The sequence below is a fragment of the Thermococcus sp. PK genome, from assembly GCF_000430485.1.
GTDB classification, from domain to species: Archaea; Methanobacteriota_B; Thermococci; order Thermococcales; family Thermococcaceae; genus Thermococcus_A; species Thermococcus_A bergensis.
Map to the genome: position 1 here is coordinate 198,016 of NZ_KE387149.1, position 14,462 is coordinate 212,477.

At 42.9% G+C, this 14,462-nt stretch carries 19 protein-coding genes, 1 tRNA gene and 2 pseudogenes; 9 read left to right on the forward strand and 13 right to left on the reverse strand.

Annotated features, from left to right (window positions below; translation table 11 throughout):
- Nucleotides 1–198: pseudogene (locus THEPK_RS02920) on the forward strand (RNA-guided endonuclease InsQ/TnpB family protein); the annotation flags it as partial.
- Nucleotides 199–239: 41 nt separating this feature from the next.
- A pseudogene (locus tag THEPK_RS02925) lies at nucleotides 240–488 on the forward strand (MazG nucleotide pyrophosphohydrolase domain-containing protein); the annotation flags it as partial.
- A gap of 22 nt (nucleotides 489–510) precedes the next feature.
- Here THEPK_RS02925 and THEPK_RS02930 read toward each other — a convergent pair.
- The 5 genes from THEPK_RS02930 to THEPK_RS02950 form a co-directional block, all read right to left on the reverse strand.
- Nucleotides 511–939, reverse strand: a complete 429-nt coding sequence (locus THEPK_RS02930; RefSeq protein ID WP_042698143.1) for a type II toxin-antitoxin system VapC family toxin — start codon at nucleotides 937–939, stop codon at nucleotides 511–513.
- On the reverse strand, nucleotides 924–1,187 hold the full coding sequence (locus tag THEPK_RS02935) for a hypothetical protein (protein WP_232194507.1): 264 nt from the start codon (nucleotides 1,185–1,187) through the stop codon (nucleotides 924–926). Before THEPK_RS02935 ends, THEPK_RS02930 begins: the two co-directional genes overlap by 16 nt.
- A gap of 185 nt (nucleotides 1,188–1,372) precedes the next feature.
- A complete protein-coding gene (locus THEPK_RS02940; protein ID WP_042698148.1) occupies nucleotides 1,373–1,750 on the reverse strand; it encodes a class III signal peptide-containing protein in 378 nt (125 codons plus the stop codon).
- Nucleotides 1,751–1,799: 49 nt separating this feature from the next.
- Nucleotides 1,800–2,246: a class III signal peptide-containing protein gene (locus tag THEPK_RS13725; RefSeq protein WP_042698151.1), complete on the reverse strand. Its 447-nt coding sequence runs from the start codon at nucleotides 2,244–2,246 to the stop codon at nucleotides 1,800–1,802.
- Nucleotides 2,247–2,366: 120 nt separating this feature from the next.
- Complete coding sequence (locus tag THEPK_RS02950) at nucleotides 2,367–2,852, reverse strand: class III signal peptide-containing protein (protein WP_042698154.1); 486 nt, start codon at nucleotides 2,850–2,852, stop codon at nucleotides 2,367–2,369.
- 66 nt (nucleotides 2,853–2,918) lie between these two features.
- On the opposite strand from THEPK_RS02950, the gene THEPK_RS02955 reads away from it, so the two are divergent.
- From THEPK_RS02955 to THEPK_RS02965, 3 genes are all read left to right on the forward strand, one after another.
- Nucleotides 2,919–3,467, forward strand: coding sequence for a hypothetical protein (locus THEPK_RS02955; RefSeq protein ID WP_232194508.1), 549 nt, complete (start codon nucleotides 2,919–2,921; stop codon nucleotides 3,465–3,467).
- Between the two features lie 163 nt (nucleotides 3,468–3,630).
- Entirely contained in the window at nucleotides 3,631–3,861 is a 231-nt protein-coding gene (locus THEPK_RS02960; protein ID WP_004069965.1) for an AbrB/MazE/SpoVT family DNA-binding domain-containing protein, read from the forward strand.
- Nucleotides 3,858–4,268 carry a type II toxin-antitoxin system VapC family toxin gene (locus THEPK_RS02965; RefSeq protein ID WP_042698164.1) on the forward strand — a complete coding sequence of 137 codons (411 nt, stop codon included), beginning with the start codon at nucleotides 3,858–3,860 and terminating at the stop codon, nucleotides 4,266–4,268. Before THEPK_RS02960 ends, THEPK_RS02965 begins: the two co-directional genes overlap by 4 nt.
- Before the next feature lie 147 nt (nucleotides 4,269–4,415).
- Here the strand turns inward: THEPK_RS02965 and THEPK_RS02970 are convergent, their stop codons facing one another.
- From THEPK_RS02970 to THEPK_RS02980, 3 genes are read right to left on the reverse strand one after another with little or no spacing between them, the layout of a single operon-like run.
- Nucleotides 4,416–5,645, reverse strand: coding sequence for a site-2 protease family protein (locus THEPK_RS02970; protein ID WP_042698166.1), 1,230 nt, complete (start codon nucleotides 5,643–5,645; stop codon nucleotides 4,416–4,418).
- Nucleotides 5,646–5,686: 41 nt separating this feature from the next.
- On the reverse strand, nucleotides 5,687–6,079 hold the full coding sequence (locus THEPK_RS02975; RefSeq protein WP_042698169.1) for a DUF126 domain-containing protein: 393 nt from the start codon (nucleotides 6,077–6,079) through the stop codon (nucleotides 5,687–5,689).
- Between the two features lie 9 nt (nucleotides 6,080–6,088).
- Nucleotides 6,089–7,249 carry an aconitase X catalytic domain-containing protein gene (locus THEPK_RS02980; protein ID WP_042698172.1) on the reverse strand — a complete coding sequence of 387 codons (1,161 nt, stop codon included), beginning with the start codon at nucleotides 7,247–7,249 and terminating at the stop codon, nucleotides 6,089–6,091.
- A 203-nt stretch (nucleotides 7,250–7,452) separates the two neighbouring features.
- Between THEPK_RS02980 and heR the strand changes: the two genes are divergently transcribed.
- The 4 genes from heR to THEPK_RS03000 all read left to right on the forward strand — a co-directional run bounded on the left by heR (nucleotide 7,453) and on the right by THEPK_RS03000 (nucleotide 10,429).
- Nucleotides 7,453–8,253 carry a heliorhodopsin HeR gene (gene heR / locus THEPK_RS02985; protein WP_232194509.1) on the forward strand — a complete coding sequence of 267 codons (801 nt, stop codon included), beginning with the start codon at nucleotides 7,453–7,455 and terminating at the stop codon, nucleotides 8,251–8,253.
- Between the two features lie 202 nt (nucleotides 8,254–8,455).
- Nucleotides 8,456–8,530: transfer RNA gene (locus THEPK_RS02990), tRNA-Met, on the forward strand.
- Between the two features lie 116 nt (nucleotides 8,531–8,646).
- The gene (locus THEPK_RS02995) at nucleotides 8,647–9,564 is read left to right on the forward strand and encodes an LAGLIDADG family homing endonuclease (protein ID WP_042700483.1); all 918 of its coding nucleotides are present in this window, start codon (nucleotides 8,647–8,649) and stop codon (nucleotides 9,562–9,564) included.
- 34 nt (nucleotides 9,565–9,598) lie between these two features.
- Entirely contained in the window at nucleotides 9,599–10,429 is an 831-nt protein-coding gene (locus THEPK_RS03000; protein WP_042698177.1) for a carbohydrate kinase family protein, read from the forward strand.
- Here the strand turns inward: THEPK_RS03000 and THEPK_RS03005 are convergent.
- Genes THEPK_RS03005 through THEPK_RS03025 form a run of 5 tightly spaced genes read right to left on the reverse strand, consistent with a single transcriptional unit; the run spans nucleotide 10,426 to nucleotide 14,214 of the window.
- Complete coding sequence (locus tag THEPK_RS03005) at nucleotides 10,426–10,845, reverse strand: hypothetical protein (protein WP_042698180.1); 420 nt, start codon at nucleotides 10,843–10,845, stop codon at nucleotides 10,426–10,428. The two genes, THEPK_RS03000 and THEPK_RS03005, sit on opposite strands and share 4 nt — an antisense overlap.
- Nucleotides 10,842–12,077: a DUF58 domain-containing protein gene (locus THEPK_RS03010; protein WP_042698183.1), complete on the reverse strand. Its 1,236-nt coding sequence runs from the start codon at nucleotides 12,075–12,077 to the stop codon at nucleotides 10,842–10,844. Before THEPK_RS03010 ends, THEPK_RS03005 begins: the two co-directional genes overlap by 4 nt.
- Nucleotides 12,078–12,082: 5 nt before the next feature.
- Nucleotides 12,083–13,036, reverse strand: coding sequence for an AAA family ATPase (locus THEPK_RS03015; RefSeq protein ID WP_042698186.1), 954 nt, complete (start codon nucleotides 13,034–13,036; stop codon nucleotides 12,083–12,085).
- Nucleotides 13,002–13,436 carry a hypothetical protein gene (locus tag THEPK_RS03020; RefSeq protein ID WP_042698193.1) on the reverse strand — a complete coding sequence of 145 codons (435 nt, stop codon included), beginning with the start codon at nucleotides 13,434–13,436 and terminating at the stop codon, nucleotides 13,002–13,004. The genes THEPK_RS03015 and THEPK_RS03020 overlap by 35 nt, the downstream gene beginning before the upstream one ends.
- On the reverse strand, nucleotides 13,426–14,214 hold the full coding sequence (locus tag THEPK_RS03025; protein ID WP_232194510.1) for a DUF4129 domain-containing protein: 789 nt from the start codon (nucleotides 14,212–14,214) through the stop codon (nucleotides 13,426–13,428). Before THEPK_RS03025 ends, THEPK_RS03020 begins: the two co-directional genes overlap by 11 nt.
- Nucleotides 14,215–14,462: the final 248 nt, after the last annotated feature.

Consider the following 14,462-nt stretch of genomic DNA (forward strand, 5'->3'; position numbering starts at 1 on the left):
CTTGACTTTAACGCGGATTTGATTGGTGCTTTCAACATTTTAAAGAAGGCTGTGGAAAAGATAACCCCGAATCTGGGCGGCCTTTATGCTCAGAGGAGGGGTAACGGGGGGAAGACCCTCCCCGAGGGGTCGAAGACCCGCTTTAACTTGGGTCTAAATGAAACCCCTCAAACCTTTCCGCCGTTGGCGAGGGGTTAACTCGTTGGAACCCTCGCCCTTCAGGGCGGGGAGGAGGTCAGTTTCACAGGGACGAGAAGAGGGGCTTGGAGAAGACGTTCCTCTGGTTTACCGAGGAAGTGGGCGAGCTAGCGGAAGCCCTTAGGAAAGGAGACAGAGAGGCAATGGAAGAGGAGTTTGCGGATGTTTTAGCGTGGCTGGTTAGCTTGGCCAACATAGCCGGCATTGATGTTGAAGATGCCGCAAAGAAGAAGTATCCCGGCGTATGCCCCTACTGCGGGAAGAATCCCTGCGAATGCGAGAAGGAGTGAAAGCAAAAGTGAGAATTTAGAGCTACACCGCCCTTTTGAACCCATACGTCTCAAAGTCTTTGTCGAAGGTAAAGGCTTCTCTAATCTTTAACCTCTCCATTATCGCAAAGCTCAAGCAATCTATAACATCCATGCCGTTCTGGTCTTCATACTGCTCAAATATTCTCCAGGCCTTTTCCCAGTCTTCCTCTGTTTCTTTTTCAATGACTATAACCCTGCTATTGGTGTAGCTTTTATAGAGCTGAACTGCGGTCTTCTTGTTAACCCTCTTTGAAACTCCATTGAGGAACTCCACCAGTACGGGTCTGCCAACAACGAACTTTATGCCGCCCCTAATAGATTTTTCAAAAAATTCTCTTGCTTTTTTGTGATTCTTATCTGTTTTGCTGGCTAACGCTATCATTGCACTCGTGTCCATGTAAATCAGCTCTGGCTTCACTCGCTTTGCCATTCTACCGTCCCCCAGTCTTCCCGCTCGCTTGCATCCTCTTCAAGCTCCAGAACCCCTATGGTGTCCCAAATCGGATCTTTCTGGATTAGCTTTTCAACCTCTTTTTTGTGCTTCTTTGCGTATTCTTCCAAAGCCTCCCTCGCTATTTCCTTTAGACTTTTGCCTCTCAGGATGGCAAGCATTTTGAGAATATCGTGAGTTTCACCATTAACCTCAGTCTGAACATGTGTTCCCATGCTATCACCCAATTTTGGTTATTGCATTTAATATTGATAAATTTTTCCATTAGATGGTTAAGGTTGGCGAAATGTAGACCATTAGATCGTTTGGAAAAAGCCAATATTTAGGTTATCGGCTCTTCAGCAGGACTCAAAAGAATTCTCAAAACGATCTAGGTTCTAGACACAAAAGAAGTTGTGGAGCTCCTCCAAGACTAATCGCCCAAAACGTAAACTATCGCTTTGCAAGAGTCCAAGTCGTTCTCGTAGATGCACTTGTTGTAGGCGTTTTCAAGGGTATCCGAGTATGTAAAGGTGGAGTCGTCTATTTCCTTTGTCTCTCCGTTGAACTCACACTGCCCGTTCGAGCAGGAGATGATTTGGGTTTTGAGGGTGTCCCACTTCTCGCTTGTTTTTAGGTACTGCACTTTAGTTTCCACATTGTCTTGATAAGCCAAAAGTTGATTTTGCTCCGTAGACTTTATAGCCTTCGGAACAACACCTTCTCCAAACCAGAAAACAGTAATCAATATTATTACAAGGGCAAGGGCAACCATTGCAGAATACTCAAGAGAACCTTGAGCTTTTTTCATAAAAATCACCCAAAAAAGAGAAAAGTTAAACTAAAGTTAAACTAAAATATCAGCTACCTCCAAGAGCAGCCATTATCTTACATGCACCCACATCTCCAGCTGAGCACATATCATAGAGTTCCTTGATAGTTTTTCCCTGGTAATCAGCCTCAGTTAACTGATTTATGTCATCCTTATAGTCACTTTTTGCATAGCTAACAGTTATATCTGCCGTATTATCACCATTACTATCAATCTCGAATTTGTTCTCATTTTTCTTTATTGTAACTAAGGTGTAGCTATCTAAATTCCATCCTCTGGCTTCCATTGAAGATTTTGCAAGTTCTGCTTTGTTTTGTAATATTGTAAGGTCAATCTGTCCTGTCGCTTCTTGGCCAGCCCCAGTTATATACCTCACAACAACAAATATTATTATCAGCGCTGCTGCAATCATGAAGAGATACTCCAGCGCACCCTGACCTTTCTTCCTTCTAAACAATTTCTTCAGGTTTATCATTTCCCAAACACCCCCGAAAGGATATCTTCGAACATAAATTAAGCCAAAGACATATAAATACCTTTCCCCGCAATTATGCTTATTATTACCGCAAAATTGCAGGTCTTGATGCAATCCAAACTATTGAGGAATCCACAACGACTCGTCGAGGGTGATTATTACCTTACAAGCGTTTTCATCGTTTGCTAGGCAGAGGTCATACAGCTCTTTCAGGGTTTTCAGCTTATACCTATCGTCCCCATAGAGGGCTTTGATCTCATCTTTGTATCTTGCATTTCTGTAGTCGAGGTAGTAGATAATCTTGTCACTCTTATCACACTTCCCATTTGAGCCCTTGTCCTTTATGCTTATGCCGTATTCGGAGCCAACTTTGTCCTTGGAATAACTCTCCGAGAGAATGTAAAAGCAGTATCCATCGTTCCAGAGGTCTTTCACTTCTAGCTGGGATTTTGCAAGCTCAGCTTGGCTCTGTAAAGAGGCAATATCACTCTGCTGGGCAACTCGACCTCCGGAACTGCTGATATGGCTCACCGCAACGAGGATTATTATCAATGCCGCAGCAACCATAAAGAGGTACTCCAGTGAACCCTGAGCTTTTCGGCTCATGTTTTGCTCATCTTTAGAAAAAAATAAATATTTTTCTCCCCAATTCTGCCTATGAGATAATCAAAAATGGGGATAGCGATGCTGGTCTTCATAGAGTGCGAGTCATCGAGCATTGAAGGCTGTTTAAAGGAGCTTAGAGAAAAAGCCGAGGACTTAGAGAAAATCCCGGGAAAAATAGATAAAGCCAAGATAGAACTCTCCTTCGGTGCCTTCATGAGTGTTAGAATAAGCCTAAGCATAGAGCCAGACAAAAACCATGAGAAGATGATAATAGCTGAGTACTCATCAGGCAAGGACGTCCTCGAAAGGCTGCAAGAGAAGATGAGAGAAAAGATAAAGAATGCCCAAATAGTTGACTTCACCTTCGGAACCTACACAATGCCCATAACCCGAAAAAAATATGCTGTTGCAATAGCGGTCGTGAACATACCCAAGGAAAGGGAGAGCTTTGAGAACCTGAGCATTGAAGAAAGGAGGGCAATCCTGAGAAAAGCCCTCGAGCTCTTTGGTTGGAATCCAAAGGTTTTGAACATCTCCGAGATAGCGAGGCTATTCAGCGTTTCGAGGGATTCAATCTACAACGACATAGAGCAGATTTTGAAGGAAAAAGATTAGAGCTTTTAACAGCTTTTTCAAAACCCAAGTGTTTCTTTTGAAATCATTATCCCTGTAGGATGACCTCCTCCCCACCCTAAAGGGACAGACTTGAGTTAAAGAAAAAGCCAAATGGGAAAAGTATTAATAGTCCAATAGATGTAATACCATATAGGTGATCCCAATGCCAACTGTAACAAAGAAATACCAAGTAACGATTCCCAAGGAAGTGAGAGAGAGGCTTGGGATTAAGGCTGGAGACGAGGTAGTGTTCATCAAGACAAAAGAGGGCTATGTGATAAAACGTCTTGAGGATTTCGTTAAAGAGATGGCTGAACTATCAAGGGACATCGAGGAAAGCATAGAAGAGATGAGAGAAGGGCTGGGCAAAATGTTCACGGAGGATCACAAATGAAGGTAGTCCTTGATACAAACGTTTTCCACAACTGGAAGTTCCTGCTCTGGTTAAAGGACTCTCCGCACTCTCCGATAATAAGTTCCGTAAGCTATGCCGAGTACCTCTACCACCAGTCCAAAAAGATGGGAAGCATTGAGGAAGGCAGAAGTGCAGTTGATGCACTCTTGCACAGCATAGGGATTGAAGTTATGGCGTTTGACAAAGAATGTGCCGTAGAAACCGTGAAAGCCGTCTGGGGAAGATGGGACTTTAGAAAAAACGCGAGAGACTACATGATAGGTTCACTGGCGCTAAAGCTCAACGCTCCGGTAATAACTTACAACAAAAAGGATTTTGCATGGTACGAAAAAGTTTACACACCGGAGGAATTCATGGAGTTAGCTGAAGCCAGCAAACGATCCTAGCATCCAAATATGAAAGTTCTTGGCGTTGATTTGTCCAAAATTAGCAAAATCTTTATAACCTTTTGCTAAAAATTGGACGGACTACTCTTCCCCCTAAACAGAGGAACTTTCAAAAGAGAAAAAATGAAGATGAAACCACAGCTCTTTTTACTGAACAACGCTTATGGGCACTGGCGTTGCCGAGAGGATGAATATTGCAAGCACTACCAAAGCCAGAACTACTCGTTTAGGTGAAATGGGGCTTACTTCGTCCAGCGCACCGGGGTTTCCTATCCTCCCCATCAGGAGTATGACAAAGCCCCAGAGAAGCCATCCAGCCCAGAAGACGCTCATGCCAATCATAGCCAACCCCAGGCCAAAGGTCAAAATCGAGTGGAGCTTTTCTCCAAGGAAAGCCCTCGCTATATGCCCGCCGTCAAGCTGGGCAGCTGGGATTAGGTTCAGGAAGGTCACGAGGATTCCGACCCACCCCGCTATCGCCACCGGGTGGAGGTAGATAACGTAATCTTCGGGGATTCTAAAGAGATATTTTTCGAGAATGAGCATTATAAGGCTCTGACCAAATGCTATTCCCCCCTCTTCAGCTACGGCAGAAATCGGCAACATGGGGGAGAGTTTTAATCCTATGAGGAGGACTGGGATTGCAACGACAAAACCCGCTATCGGCCCGCTCGCGCCAAGGTCGATGGCAGCATTTCTCGTGGGTATGGGGGACTTAACCCTTATAACAGCTCCCAGTGTGCCGAGAATGTTCGGAAAGGGGATGAAGTAAGGAAAAGTTGACTTTACGCCGTGAAGGGTAGCGGCTATTTTATGCCCCATCTCGTGGGTGCCAAGGATGGCAAGGACGCTTACTGAAAAGGCTATAGCATTGAGGTATACGTTCCTTATTCCCGGGAGGTTATACTGCTCAAGGAAGGCTATATACGAGGTCGAAAGCCAGTATCCAGCAAAGAGCGTGCTCAAAAGGGTTGCAATGAATAGCCCGATCCCTATGAAGGGGTTTTCCTCTTTCGCAGGCTGTGCCGGAAAGACAAAGAGAACTACCTTTCCTTCCCTCTTTTTCAACGCCGCCCAGTAACCAAGCTTCTCAAGCTCCTTAAGAACCCTTTCAAAATTTGTTTCCTTTATTTCCAGAACCTCAAAAGCTATGACGTCTCCTTTAACCTGCATCTCACCCAGAGAATAAAACTCGCTGAGTTTTTCCACAAGCGGCTCTATAAGCGACTCCTCAGCCTCCTCAACGGGCTCAATCTCAAATCCAACAAGAACCATGTCGGAACCACATTTGGGGCAAGAATTCTCAATGATGGCTGCATTAGACTCCCTGACCTCCCTATAACCACAGCTCACGCACTCGTAAATACCCTTTGCCATTTTCTCCACCACTAAAGAAAATAGGGAAAGGAGCTTAAAAACTATTCCTCTATGACAACTTCCCCCTCGTCCGCATCGACCTCAACGACCTGACCGCTCTTGATTTTGCTTATGTCCACCTTGTCCACCATGGGGATTTCGGCTATAATAGCTCCCGTTGCTACAATCGTCTCTGCCTCCTCGACTATTATCGCCTTAGGCGCAACACCGTTTTTCTTCAGCTGGTAAAGGACATAAGAGCCGACAGTCGAGCCCTTGCCCCTTGGAAACACAAGAATTTTGTCTTTTATGCTCTCTCCCCTTATGTCGCTTTCAACGTCCTTCACAATCCCGGTCTTCGGATCAACGCCACCCAAAAAGGAGAGCGGCTTTTTGGAGACCAGGGCCACACCTCTCGCCTTTCCCTTGGTGATTTTTCTTCCCTTGAGCTTCATAATCCCACCTCACGGAGCCTCAAGGAGCAGTTTCTCCGTATTCTCAAGCCTCACCTTTAGCCCGGCGGAGGAGAAGTAAAAGCTCGCCTTTCCGCTGTTTGTGGCTATTCCCCTATACCACTTTTCAACCGGGGAGACTATTAAACAGCTGTCGGCTATTATTTTCCCGTTGTAGCGCTCTATGACGTCAGTGTAGCCCAAAACATCTGAGAGAGCCTTCACAGCCCTGCTTGCAGTTATTAAAAGCGGAACCTTTAAGGGCTTCCCCCTCATCTTCAAAATCTCGGCAACCTCTTTTACCTCCTGAATCGAAGCATGGGGACAGCCTATTACTATTGCATCTATCTCTCCCCACTCTGCGTTGAACTTCTCTCTGACCTCTTCCAGCTCTCTCTCATCTACCTCAATTTTCTCAAGCTTATCCGCTATGGCGTGTCTGTATTCCGGAGTTTCCCCTTCAACGTGATAGAGGGCTATTGAGCCAGTTGCAGCCATCGAAGCACCAAGCTCCTTAAGGTAGTCCGTCTTTTCGGGCTTGAGGTTTTTGAAGTAGGGTATGTCGTTCTTTAGAGCTTTGCCGAGGTAGTAGCCCAGGAAGCTGTAGTCTGCAAAGTCCTTAAGCTTTGCGTTTACCTCAACAATAACCGTTGCCTTTCTGTTTTCCTCAAGGTGAAGACCATAATTTGGAGTTTTGCCAACAATTGCAGCTGCCAGACTTGAGGGCCCCCCTTCCCTGTTGGTTCTGGCTCCAATTATGGAGTTCGCAAAGATAACCGCGGAGCTCTCGCTCCATGCTATATGGTCGCCAAACTTTGGAAGGTTTGCACCGTAGTATGGAGTGCACGTGGAAGTAATCTCTATTCCCATGGCTTTATATAGCTCAAGAATTTCCCTCTGCTTTTCCATGAAGAATTCATCTCCTATACCAGCCGGGTTGAGGGTTGTATAGACACTAACTTTTGCCCCAGAATTGACAAAATCCCTCAAAAACTCTATTCCAGCATCACCTATGTTTTTATAAGAAACTCCAGCAACTTGAGCACTTTTGATAGGGATAAGCCTATCAGCCCCGTAGATCTCCCCAAGGGCAACGAGAATTTCCATGGCTTTTTGCAATGCATAGCCATATTCACCGGCAAGTATTAGCTCTTCCTCTTTTGTAAGGTACATCCTACCACCAGAATAAGATTAGAAGTGGAGGTTTTAAAGGGTTTTCAAATTGTAATGGCTACATAGCTGACCTGTGCATCTCTTCCTGGTTCCTTATTTTCGGAATTTTTGCTTTGAAACCTTGAAAATATCCCAATGGTTTCCCAACTCCGGTCAAAATGCTTAAATATTCCAATACATTATTTTACTAATTAGTGATGTTTGTGAACTCTGAAGAGGAAGCTGTTTTTAAGCGCCTGAGGCGTATGAACATTATAGCAGGTATTTTGCACACCATAACTGGTGTCGCAATGCTGGCCTTAGGCTTTCTGTTGGAATGGGAGCGTCCAATTTACACTTTCTACCTAAAGTACGAGGTCATAAGGGACGGCGGGGAATTGATCTTCAAAATTTATCCCAACCCGCAGGTGGTCTTTACCCTGAAGTACCTCGGCGTGCTAGTGGCTCTCTTCCCGTTGATGTCAGCTGCTGCCCACTTCATAATAGCTGGTCCTAAGTTCGATAAGTACGTCGAGAACCTCAAGAAAGGTATGAATCCCTACCGCTGGTACGAATACACATTCTCCAGCTCCGTGATGATAGTTCTGATTGCCATCTTCATTGGTGTCCTAGACATATGGTCGCTGGTGATGATATTCGCGCTCAACGCGGTGACGATGCTCCTCGGCTACCTGATGGAGCTCATCAACCAATACACTGAGAAGACCAACTGGTCACCCTTCCTAATTGGCTGGATATCTGGGATAGTTCCTTGGATAGTCCTGTTCGCCTATTTCTTCGCCGCCATCTCAACGGCCGAAACAAAGCCCCCAACGTTCGTATACCTAATATTCTTCATTTACTTCATTCTGTTCAACATCTTCCCACTAAACATGTACCTGCAGTATAAACGCGTCGGGAAGTGGAAGGGCTACCTTTACGGCGAGAAGGTTTACATAATTTTGAGTTTGGTCGCAAAGACCCTCCTGGCATGGATAGTGTTCGCTGGAGTTTTCTCTCCGTGAGCCCTCTCCATTTATTCCTTTATCCCGACTCCCAGTTCGTTCAGGGGGGTGTTTAGGGCAATATCTTAGGATTTTTGTGTTTTAACACCTTATAGATAACAGTTGCGCAAAAATGCCATTATCTAGAAGCGGAATTAAATAACTTAAAAAGAAACCGCAACATTTATAAATCGACTTCCTATTAATAGATATCGGGTCGTGCAGCGGGGTGGGGCAGCTAGGAGTGCCCGCCGGGCTCATAACCCGGAGGTCGGCCGTTCAAATCGGCCCCCCGCTATTATGTACATTTTTATACATTGATGAACATTTTTGCACGTTTCTGGACTCAAAGCCTTCTTAAGAAATTATTTTGTCCACAAAAAATTTAAAACTATTTATGTTGGTATTTTTACTATGAAAAGTTTAAAAGAATTAAATATTTGGGAGTTGCATAAAGTAATGCAACGAGCTAAAGAGCTGAGGGATCAAGGCATTAGCTACTCCCAAATAGCATCAATTATTGGAGAAGAGTTTAACGTTAAAGTTTCTAGGCCAACGATTATGCGTTGGTGTAAAGGCCTCCACAATCCATTCAACAAAATAAAGGAAATCTCTCTTGAACCTTCACCAAGTTTGGCTTATGTAATCGGAGTTTTTCTTGGTGATGGAAGCACGACCAAACTGAAAAATGGAAGGTATATAATAAAGTTGAAAGCAATTGATAGAGAATTTGTAGAGAGATTCAAAAACGCATTAGAGTGTCTAGATATTAAAACTACCTTCGGGCTTGAACATGATTCCACACGTGTAGACAGATGGTATGCAGAAGGAAGCAATAAGATGCTCTTCCAATTTTTAAAAGGCCCCAGAGACCAACTATTCAATGTGGCATGGGAATATCCTCGAGAATTCTTACAAGGCCTATTTGATAGCGAGGGATTTCCCGTAATTAGTGCCAAAAATCACTTCCGAGTTCAGGTAGCACTTGCAAATTCAGATTTGGAACTCCTCAATTTTACTGAAAGAGTTCTCTTAGAAAAGTTTGGAATTTCCACTCGCTTAGTTCAAACCCACAAAAAAGGCAGTCCCATTGTGATTCGGGGCATGGAGTACAAGTATAATGTCGACATGTACGTTCTCTGGATATATCGCTTAAGCCATGTTCGGAAATTTGCAGAGGAAATTGGATTCACATCGAGAAGAAAACAGGAAAAACTAGAAGATGCTTTGCATTTAAGTGAGATACCTGTAGCAGAAGCCCTTAAACTCTGGCACCAAAAATATGTAAACGGTCCAAGAGGGTACATAAAACGGGCCCCAAAGCAACCTTAATAAATCCCTCATAAATACCTCAGAGAGGGTAATCATGGACTTAGTAGTATTAGGACATGTGGCCATTGATCATGTAATATTCCCGGATAAAAGAGAAATCATTCTTCCCGGAGGAGCGGCAACTGCCGTGGCAACTTCCGCTGCTTTAAGTGGGGCCAAAGTTGGATTAGTAACAAAAGTTGGCAGAGATTTTCCAAAAGAGTGGTTAAATAGGCTCTCCGAAATAGTGGATATAAAAGGAGTTCATATTCTTGATGGGAATACCATACACATCTACATGATCTATCACGAAGATGGGAGTGTCGATGCTCCAGTGGACATGGGAGTGGCCCAAAAAATGGGAGAAACAGAAATCCCTGAGGAATACCTAAATGCAAAGATTTTTCACATTTCCCCAATACCTCCCGAAGAGCAACTCAAAGCAATAAACCGCCTAAAAAGAAAGAGAATTAGCCTCGACTTCAACCCAACTTATATGGAAGACTATAAGACAAAGAGAGACATTATGAAAGAAATAATCTCAAGGGCCGAGATAATTTTCCCAAATGAAAGAGAAACGAGAACAATTACCGGAGAAAAGGATCTCAAAAAGGCCGCCAAGATATTGTATGAATGGGGTGCGAATCTAACAATAATCACCTTAGGAGAGAAAGGAGTTCTCTTCTACAATGGAGAAAAGTTCATGAAGTTTGAAGCTTTGCCAATCAGCGAGATAGTTGACCCTACTGGAGCTGGAGATGCCTTTGCTGGAGGTTTTTTGGCCTATTACGTAAAAGAAAAACCTATAGAAGAATGCATAAACCAGGGGTTGCTAAGGGCAAGAGAAGTCTTGAAGAAGAAGGGAAGCTGGAGTATTGAAGTCTAGTCGCTCGTCACCATCCTAGAGAACAGGTATAGAGAGATCAATACAAGTACCGCAATGGCCGTCACCTCAAACTTGGGCATGACCGCCGAAAGTCCCCCTATTAAAATGTATGTCGGAATTGCCAGAAGAGATGCTACAGTAACTATTAAGTAGTGTTCCCTTGGGGCCTTTTCTCTATCCAAGTACGCAGATTCAATGAAAATAAGTCCTAATACCACCAAAAACAGGCCCTCAATACCCCCTACTTTGTAGTATACTAAGAACCCCATAAGAGCTATAAGAAATAAGGTACCAAAGAAATATGAGAAAAACGCTAATGGCGCAAATGCTAATACTGGTAGGAGGTCTTTATATCCCAGTAAAATAAACGCCATAATGACGAGTGGAATTGGAGAAAATCTTATTCCAATCTTCATAGCCTAATAACCTCCGAAATAGCTGTTTTAAGGGGCTTGGTGACATCCCAGTCTATTACCAATGCATAGGGAGAGAGTTTCCTAAGATAAGCCTTTCTTCTGAGGCCTAAGATTTTAATAGCAAGATCTTCTTCCTTGCTTTTTGGTTTTAGAGCAGAATACGGGTCTGGAGAAATCACTATTATCTTGTAACCATAATGATACATCATCTTTAGTGCCTTTCTGCTCTCCTCACTTACAAGTGGAGAAATATAAATTATTTGAGCATTTGCTGGGAAGCGGGTTCTTATGAGGTGTTCCACCTGATATGCTATTAGATTGTTCTTACCGGGCTTTGCGGTGCTTAACAGATCAACACATTTGAAGAAATGCCTCTTTCCATAGTCCACCCGGGCCCAAAGGGGAACACTTTCTGAAAGCAAAAGACCAAAACTTGTTCCATTTTTGAGACTGTCTAGCATAAGAGAAGCTGCCGCTCTTACAGAGTAGTCTATAACCTCAGCACCTTGGTAACCTGCATCAAGAACTATTACAATGTCCACCTTCCTCTCACTTTCATATTCGTTACTCATTATCTTGCCAAGTTTGGCTGTTGCTTTCCAATTAATTATTTTAAATGGATCTCCAGACTGATACTCTCTAATTGCGTGAAATTCGACCCCTTCACCAATTCTGGGAGATGGTAATGGACCGACGGTGATTTTCGTTCCCTTTGTGGAATAAGGAGTTATTATGTCCTCAATAAGAGGCACTCCAATAAGTTCACCATATAATTCAATCTCCTTATCTTTTTTGAAAAAGCCAAAAGGATCTTGGTAACTCATCCTAATTTTGTTGAACTTGTGAACTCCTCTACGAACTTTAATTTTATATGAAACTTCTCTAACCTCGTCTTTTTTTAGCGAGAGTAAAAATTCTTTACTGCCTTCAACTATTTCAAGTTCTTCTGAAACATCTTCGGTTATTTTTAAGCTCGGGACCCTCTCTTTTGACTTGACTTTAAGCTTTACTTCTATAATCTCCCCCTCGAGAATCCTATCGTGAGGGAGAATGCGCTCAATCTCTACATCAAGTCGAGGTTTGAAAAAAGCTATTGCAATGAAAAAGAGCCACATTATAGGGAGTGTCAAGTAAATCATGTCCCACCTTAATGTGAAAAATGCCATTAAAACTCCTAACCACAGAGCTAATAAAAGCTGAAGTGCCTTTCCTGTTGGATAAAACTCCCTCATGGCCCTCACTCGAATTTTGGCACTGGTATTTTCTCAAGCATTTTTTCCATAACCATCTCTTGGCTAACTCTAGTATACCAAAGCTCTCTCTTCAAGATAAGGCGGTGACTTAAAGCAGGAATGGCTACTTTCTTTACGTCATCAGGAATTACATAATCTCTCCCTTCCAAAGCAGCGTAAGCTCTCGAAAGCCTAAGCAATGCCAAACTTCCCCTTGGTGAGGCTCCAACTTCAATTTCTCTCTTGTTTTCTCTAGTAGCCCTTACTATTTCAGTTATATAATCCAGAACTGCATCGCTTATATAGACTTCTTCAATTGCCTTTTGCATCTCCGTGATCTCCTCTGCTGAACTCACTTGGTTTATATCTACTTCTTCTTTCTTCCTTCCAATTCTTCTCTTTAATATTTCAACCTCTTCCTCCTTTGTGGGGTACCCCACTCTCAATCTGACTAAGAACCTATCTAATTGGGCCTCGGGGAGAGGATAAGTTCCCTCCTGCTCTATCGGATTTTGAGTTGCTATCACCACAAAGGGCTTTTCAAGGTAGTAGGTTTTGCCTTCTATTGTTACCTGTCTCTCCTGCATTGCCTCAAGCAGAGCCGATTGAGTTTTTGGGGGTGCTCTATTAACCTCATCAGCGAGTAGAATATTCGTGAATATCGGGCCTTTCTTGAATTCAAATTCAAGGCTCTTCTGGTTAAAGACACTAACCCCCAAAATATCTGACGGCAACAAATCTGGTGTGAACTGGACTCTTCGGAAGTTAACCCCTAAAGCTGCTGCAAAGCTTTTTGCCATTAGAGTCTTTGCCAGGCCTGGCAAGTCTTCAATGAGTATATGTCCATCAGCCAGAATTGTAGCAAGTATTAATTTCAGGACTTCCGTTTTCCCAACTATGGCTTTCCCAACTTCATTTAAAATCTTATTCCCCTTTTCGTGAACTTCTTCTATTTTCATTTACATCCGCCTCCACCCTTTTAATGGCATTTTCAAGGGTATCTAAAAAACTCCCTTCAGGTAGGGAAGTAAAGATCTCTCGAGTTCTTGCTTTTGCTTTCTCTCTATTATCCTCAAGAATTTCATATATCTCCAAAATTGCATCAGAGAGTATTTGCCTTGCAATTGTTCTCTTCCTTGCCATCTTTATGATGTCAGTGAGCCTCTCAACATCCGTCTTCTTTTTCCTCACATTTCCTCTTCTTCTAGGTAAATATGGGAACTCAGTTTCCTCCAATACAAATGCAAGAAGAATCACGCCAGCAATTAAAACAGCAACCCATCTAACCATATAGGAGCCTGCAAAGAACGCTATTAATACAAAAGGAAAGGCTAAAATGATTGCAAGGTTAAACCTCATTTACATCACCTTTAATTCTCGTATAGAGGTCATAAGCTTTCCTAGCATCATCCATTGTAACTTTTTCAGGTGCATATTTTGCTTTTTCAAAGAGCTTTGCAAGACTCACATAGGCCTCATGTTTATACTTCACCTTCTCAGCATGTTCCCAGTGTGTCCAGCTTTCTCTGTAAGGGATGCCCAAAAGTCTGAGCCATGTTACCGCATTTTTATACAATTTGATTACTATCTCATTTGGATCTCCGAGGAAATTTATGCCTTCTTCCTCCAACTTTTTATCAAATTTCTCTACGATCTCTTTAAGTCTTTTCCTCTCCTTTGCGGCTCTTAAATCAAGATAAAATCTAACAGCAACATAAGCCAAAAGTGCCACAAGCACTCCAAAGAAGGCATATAAATAGATACTCCCTTCGACAGATGGACCTAACGGGTTTTGGAAGTATCTCTCATAAAAGCTGACATTATAACTCTGATTAACATGGTAGGCCCCCCCTGTCTGGTTAATGGTTATGTTTGACAAGGGTGTCTTATACGCCTTATAAAGGAGTGGAAGGGCTATTATGATAGAACCAACTATCATAGCAAGAAATATCCCCCAATTTACTTCGTAATCTGGGCCTTTTTTGACAAAGGGATCCCCAACTTCAAGAAAGATCTGAATTAATATTATCCCTGCAATAACTATCAAAATAGCAAAGAACAGACCAATCAAGTAATAGTCTTGAGTTCCCTTTTTAACCTCTCCAATTTTAGCTTGAGAGCTTATTATAGCACTCATTAGTAGAACGATGATAAAATAAAGGATTGTCAATCTACGCTTCATAATCTCTCATCTGTAAATCTATGCAAAGATAGGTTTAAAAAGTTTCATAACGGGAGGGGCGTGTTTATAGTAACCTTTATTAGGGTTTTTGCTGAATTCTTTCGGGTGGTTGTCGTGATCCCCAGATGGGATCACAGACTCAAAGACCCTGAAAGCGTGGCATTCGCAATTCTTGACGTTTTAGCAGACTTCGAATCAGAAGG

Coding starts and splice junctions, on each gene's coding strand:
- THEPK_RS02930 (WP_042698143.1), bottom strand. CDS start 939: ATGGCAAAGCGAGTGAAGCCAGAGCTGATTTACATGGACACGAGTGCA.
- THEPK_RS02940 (WP_042698148.1), bottom strand. CDS start 1,750: ATGAAAAAAGCTCAAGGTTCTCTTGAGTATTCTGCAATGGTTGCCCTT.
- THEPK_RS13725 (WP_042698151.1), bottom strand. CDS start 2,246: ATGATAAACCTGAAGAAATTGTTTAGAAGGAAGAAAGGTCAGGGTGCG.
- THEPK_RS02950 (WP_042698154.1), bottom strand. CDS start 2,852: ATGAGCCGAAAAGCTCAGGGTTCACTGGAGTACCTCTTTATGGTTGCT.
- THEPK_RS02955 (WP_232194508.1), top strand. CDS start 2,919: ATGGGGATAGCGATGCTGGTCTTCATAGAGTGCGAGTCATCGAGCATT.
- THEPK_RS02960 (WP_004069965.1), top strand. CDS start 3,631: ATGCCAACTGTAACAAAGAAATACCAAGTAACGATTCCCAAGGAAGTG.
- THEPK_RS02965 (WP_042698164.1), top strand. CDS start 3,858: ATGAAGGTAGTCCTTGATACAAACGTTTTCCACAACTGGAAGTTCCTG.
- THEPK_RS02970 (WP_042698166.1), bottom strand. CDS start 5,645: ATGGCAAAGGGTATTTACGAGTGCGTGAGCTGTGGTTATAGGGAGGTC.
- THEPK_RS02975 (WP_042698169.1), bottom strand. CDS start 6,079: ATGAAGCTCAAGGGAAGAAAAATCACCAAGGGAAAGGCGAGAGGTGTG.
- THEPK_RS02980 (WP_042698172.1), bottom strand. CDS start 7,249: ATGTACCTTACAAAAGAGGAAGAGCTAATACTTGCCGGTGAATATGGC.
- THEPK_RS02995 (WP_042700483.1), top strand. CDS start 8,647: ATGAAAAGTTTAAAAGAATTAAATATTTGGGAGTTGCATAAAGTAATG.
- THEPK_RS03000 (WP_042698177.1), top strand. CDS start 9,599: ATGGACTTAGTAGTATTAGGACATGTGGCCATTGATCATGTAATATTC.
- THEPK_RS03005 (WP_042698180.1), bottom strand. CDS start 10,845: ATGAAGATTGGAATAAGATTTTCTCCAATTCCACTCGTCATTATGGCG.
- THEPK_RS03010 (WP_042698183.1), bottom strand. CDS start 12,077: ATGAGGGAGTTTTATCCAACAGGAAAGGCACTTCAGCTTTTATTAGCT.
- THEPK_RS03015 (WP_042698186.1), bottom strand. CDS start 13,036: ATGAAAATAGAAGAAGTTCACGAAAAGGGGAATAAGATTTTAAATGAA.
- THEPK_RS03020 (WP_042698193.1), bottom strand. CDS start 13,436: ATGAGGTTTAACCTTGCAATCATTTTAGCCTTTCCTTTTGTATTAATA.
- THEPK_RS03025 (WP_232194510.1), bottom strand. CDS start 14,214: ATGAGTGCTATAATAAGCTCTCAAGCTAAAATTGGAGAGGTTAAAAAG.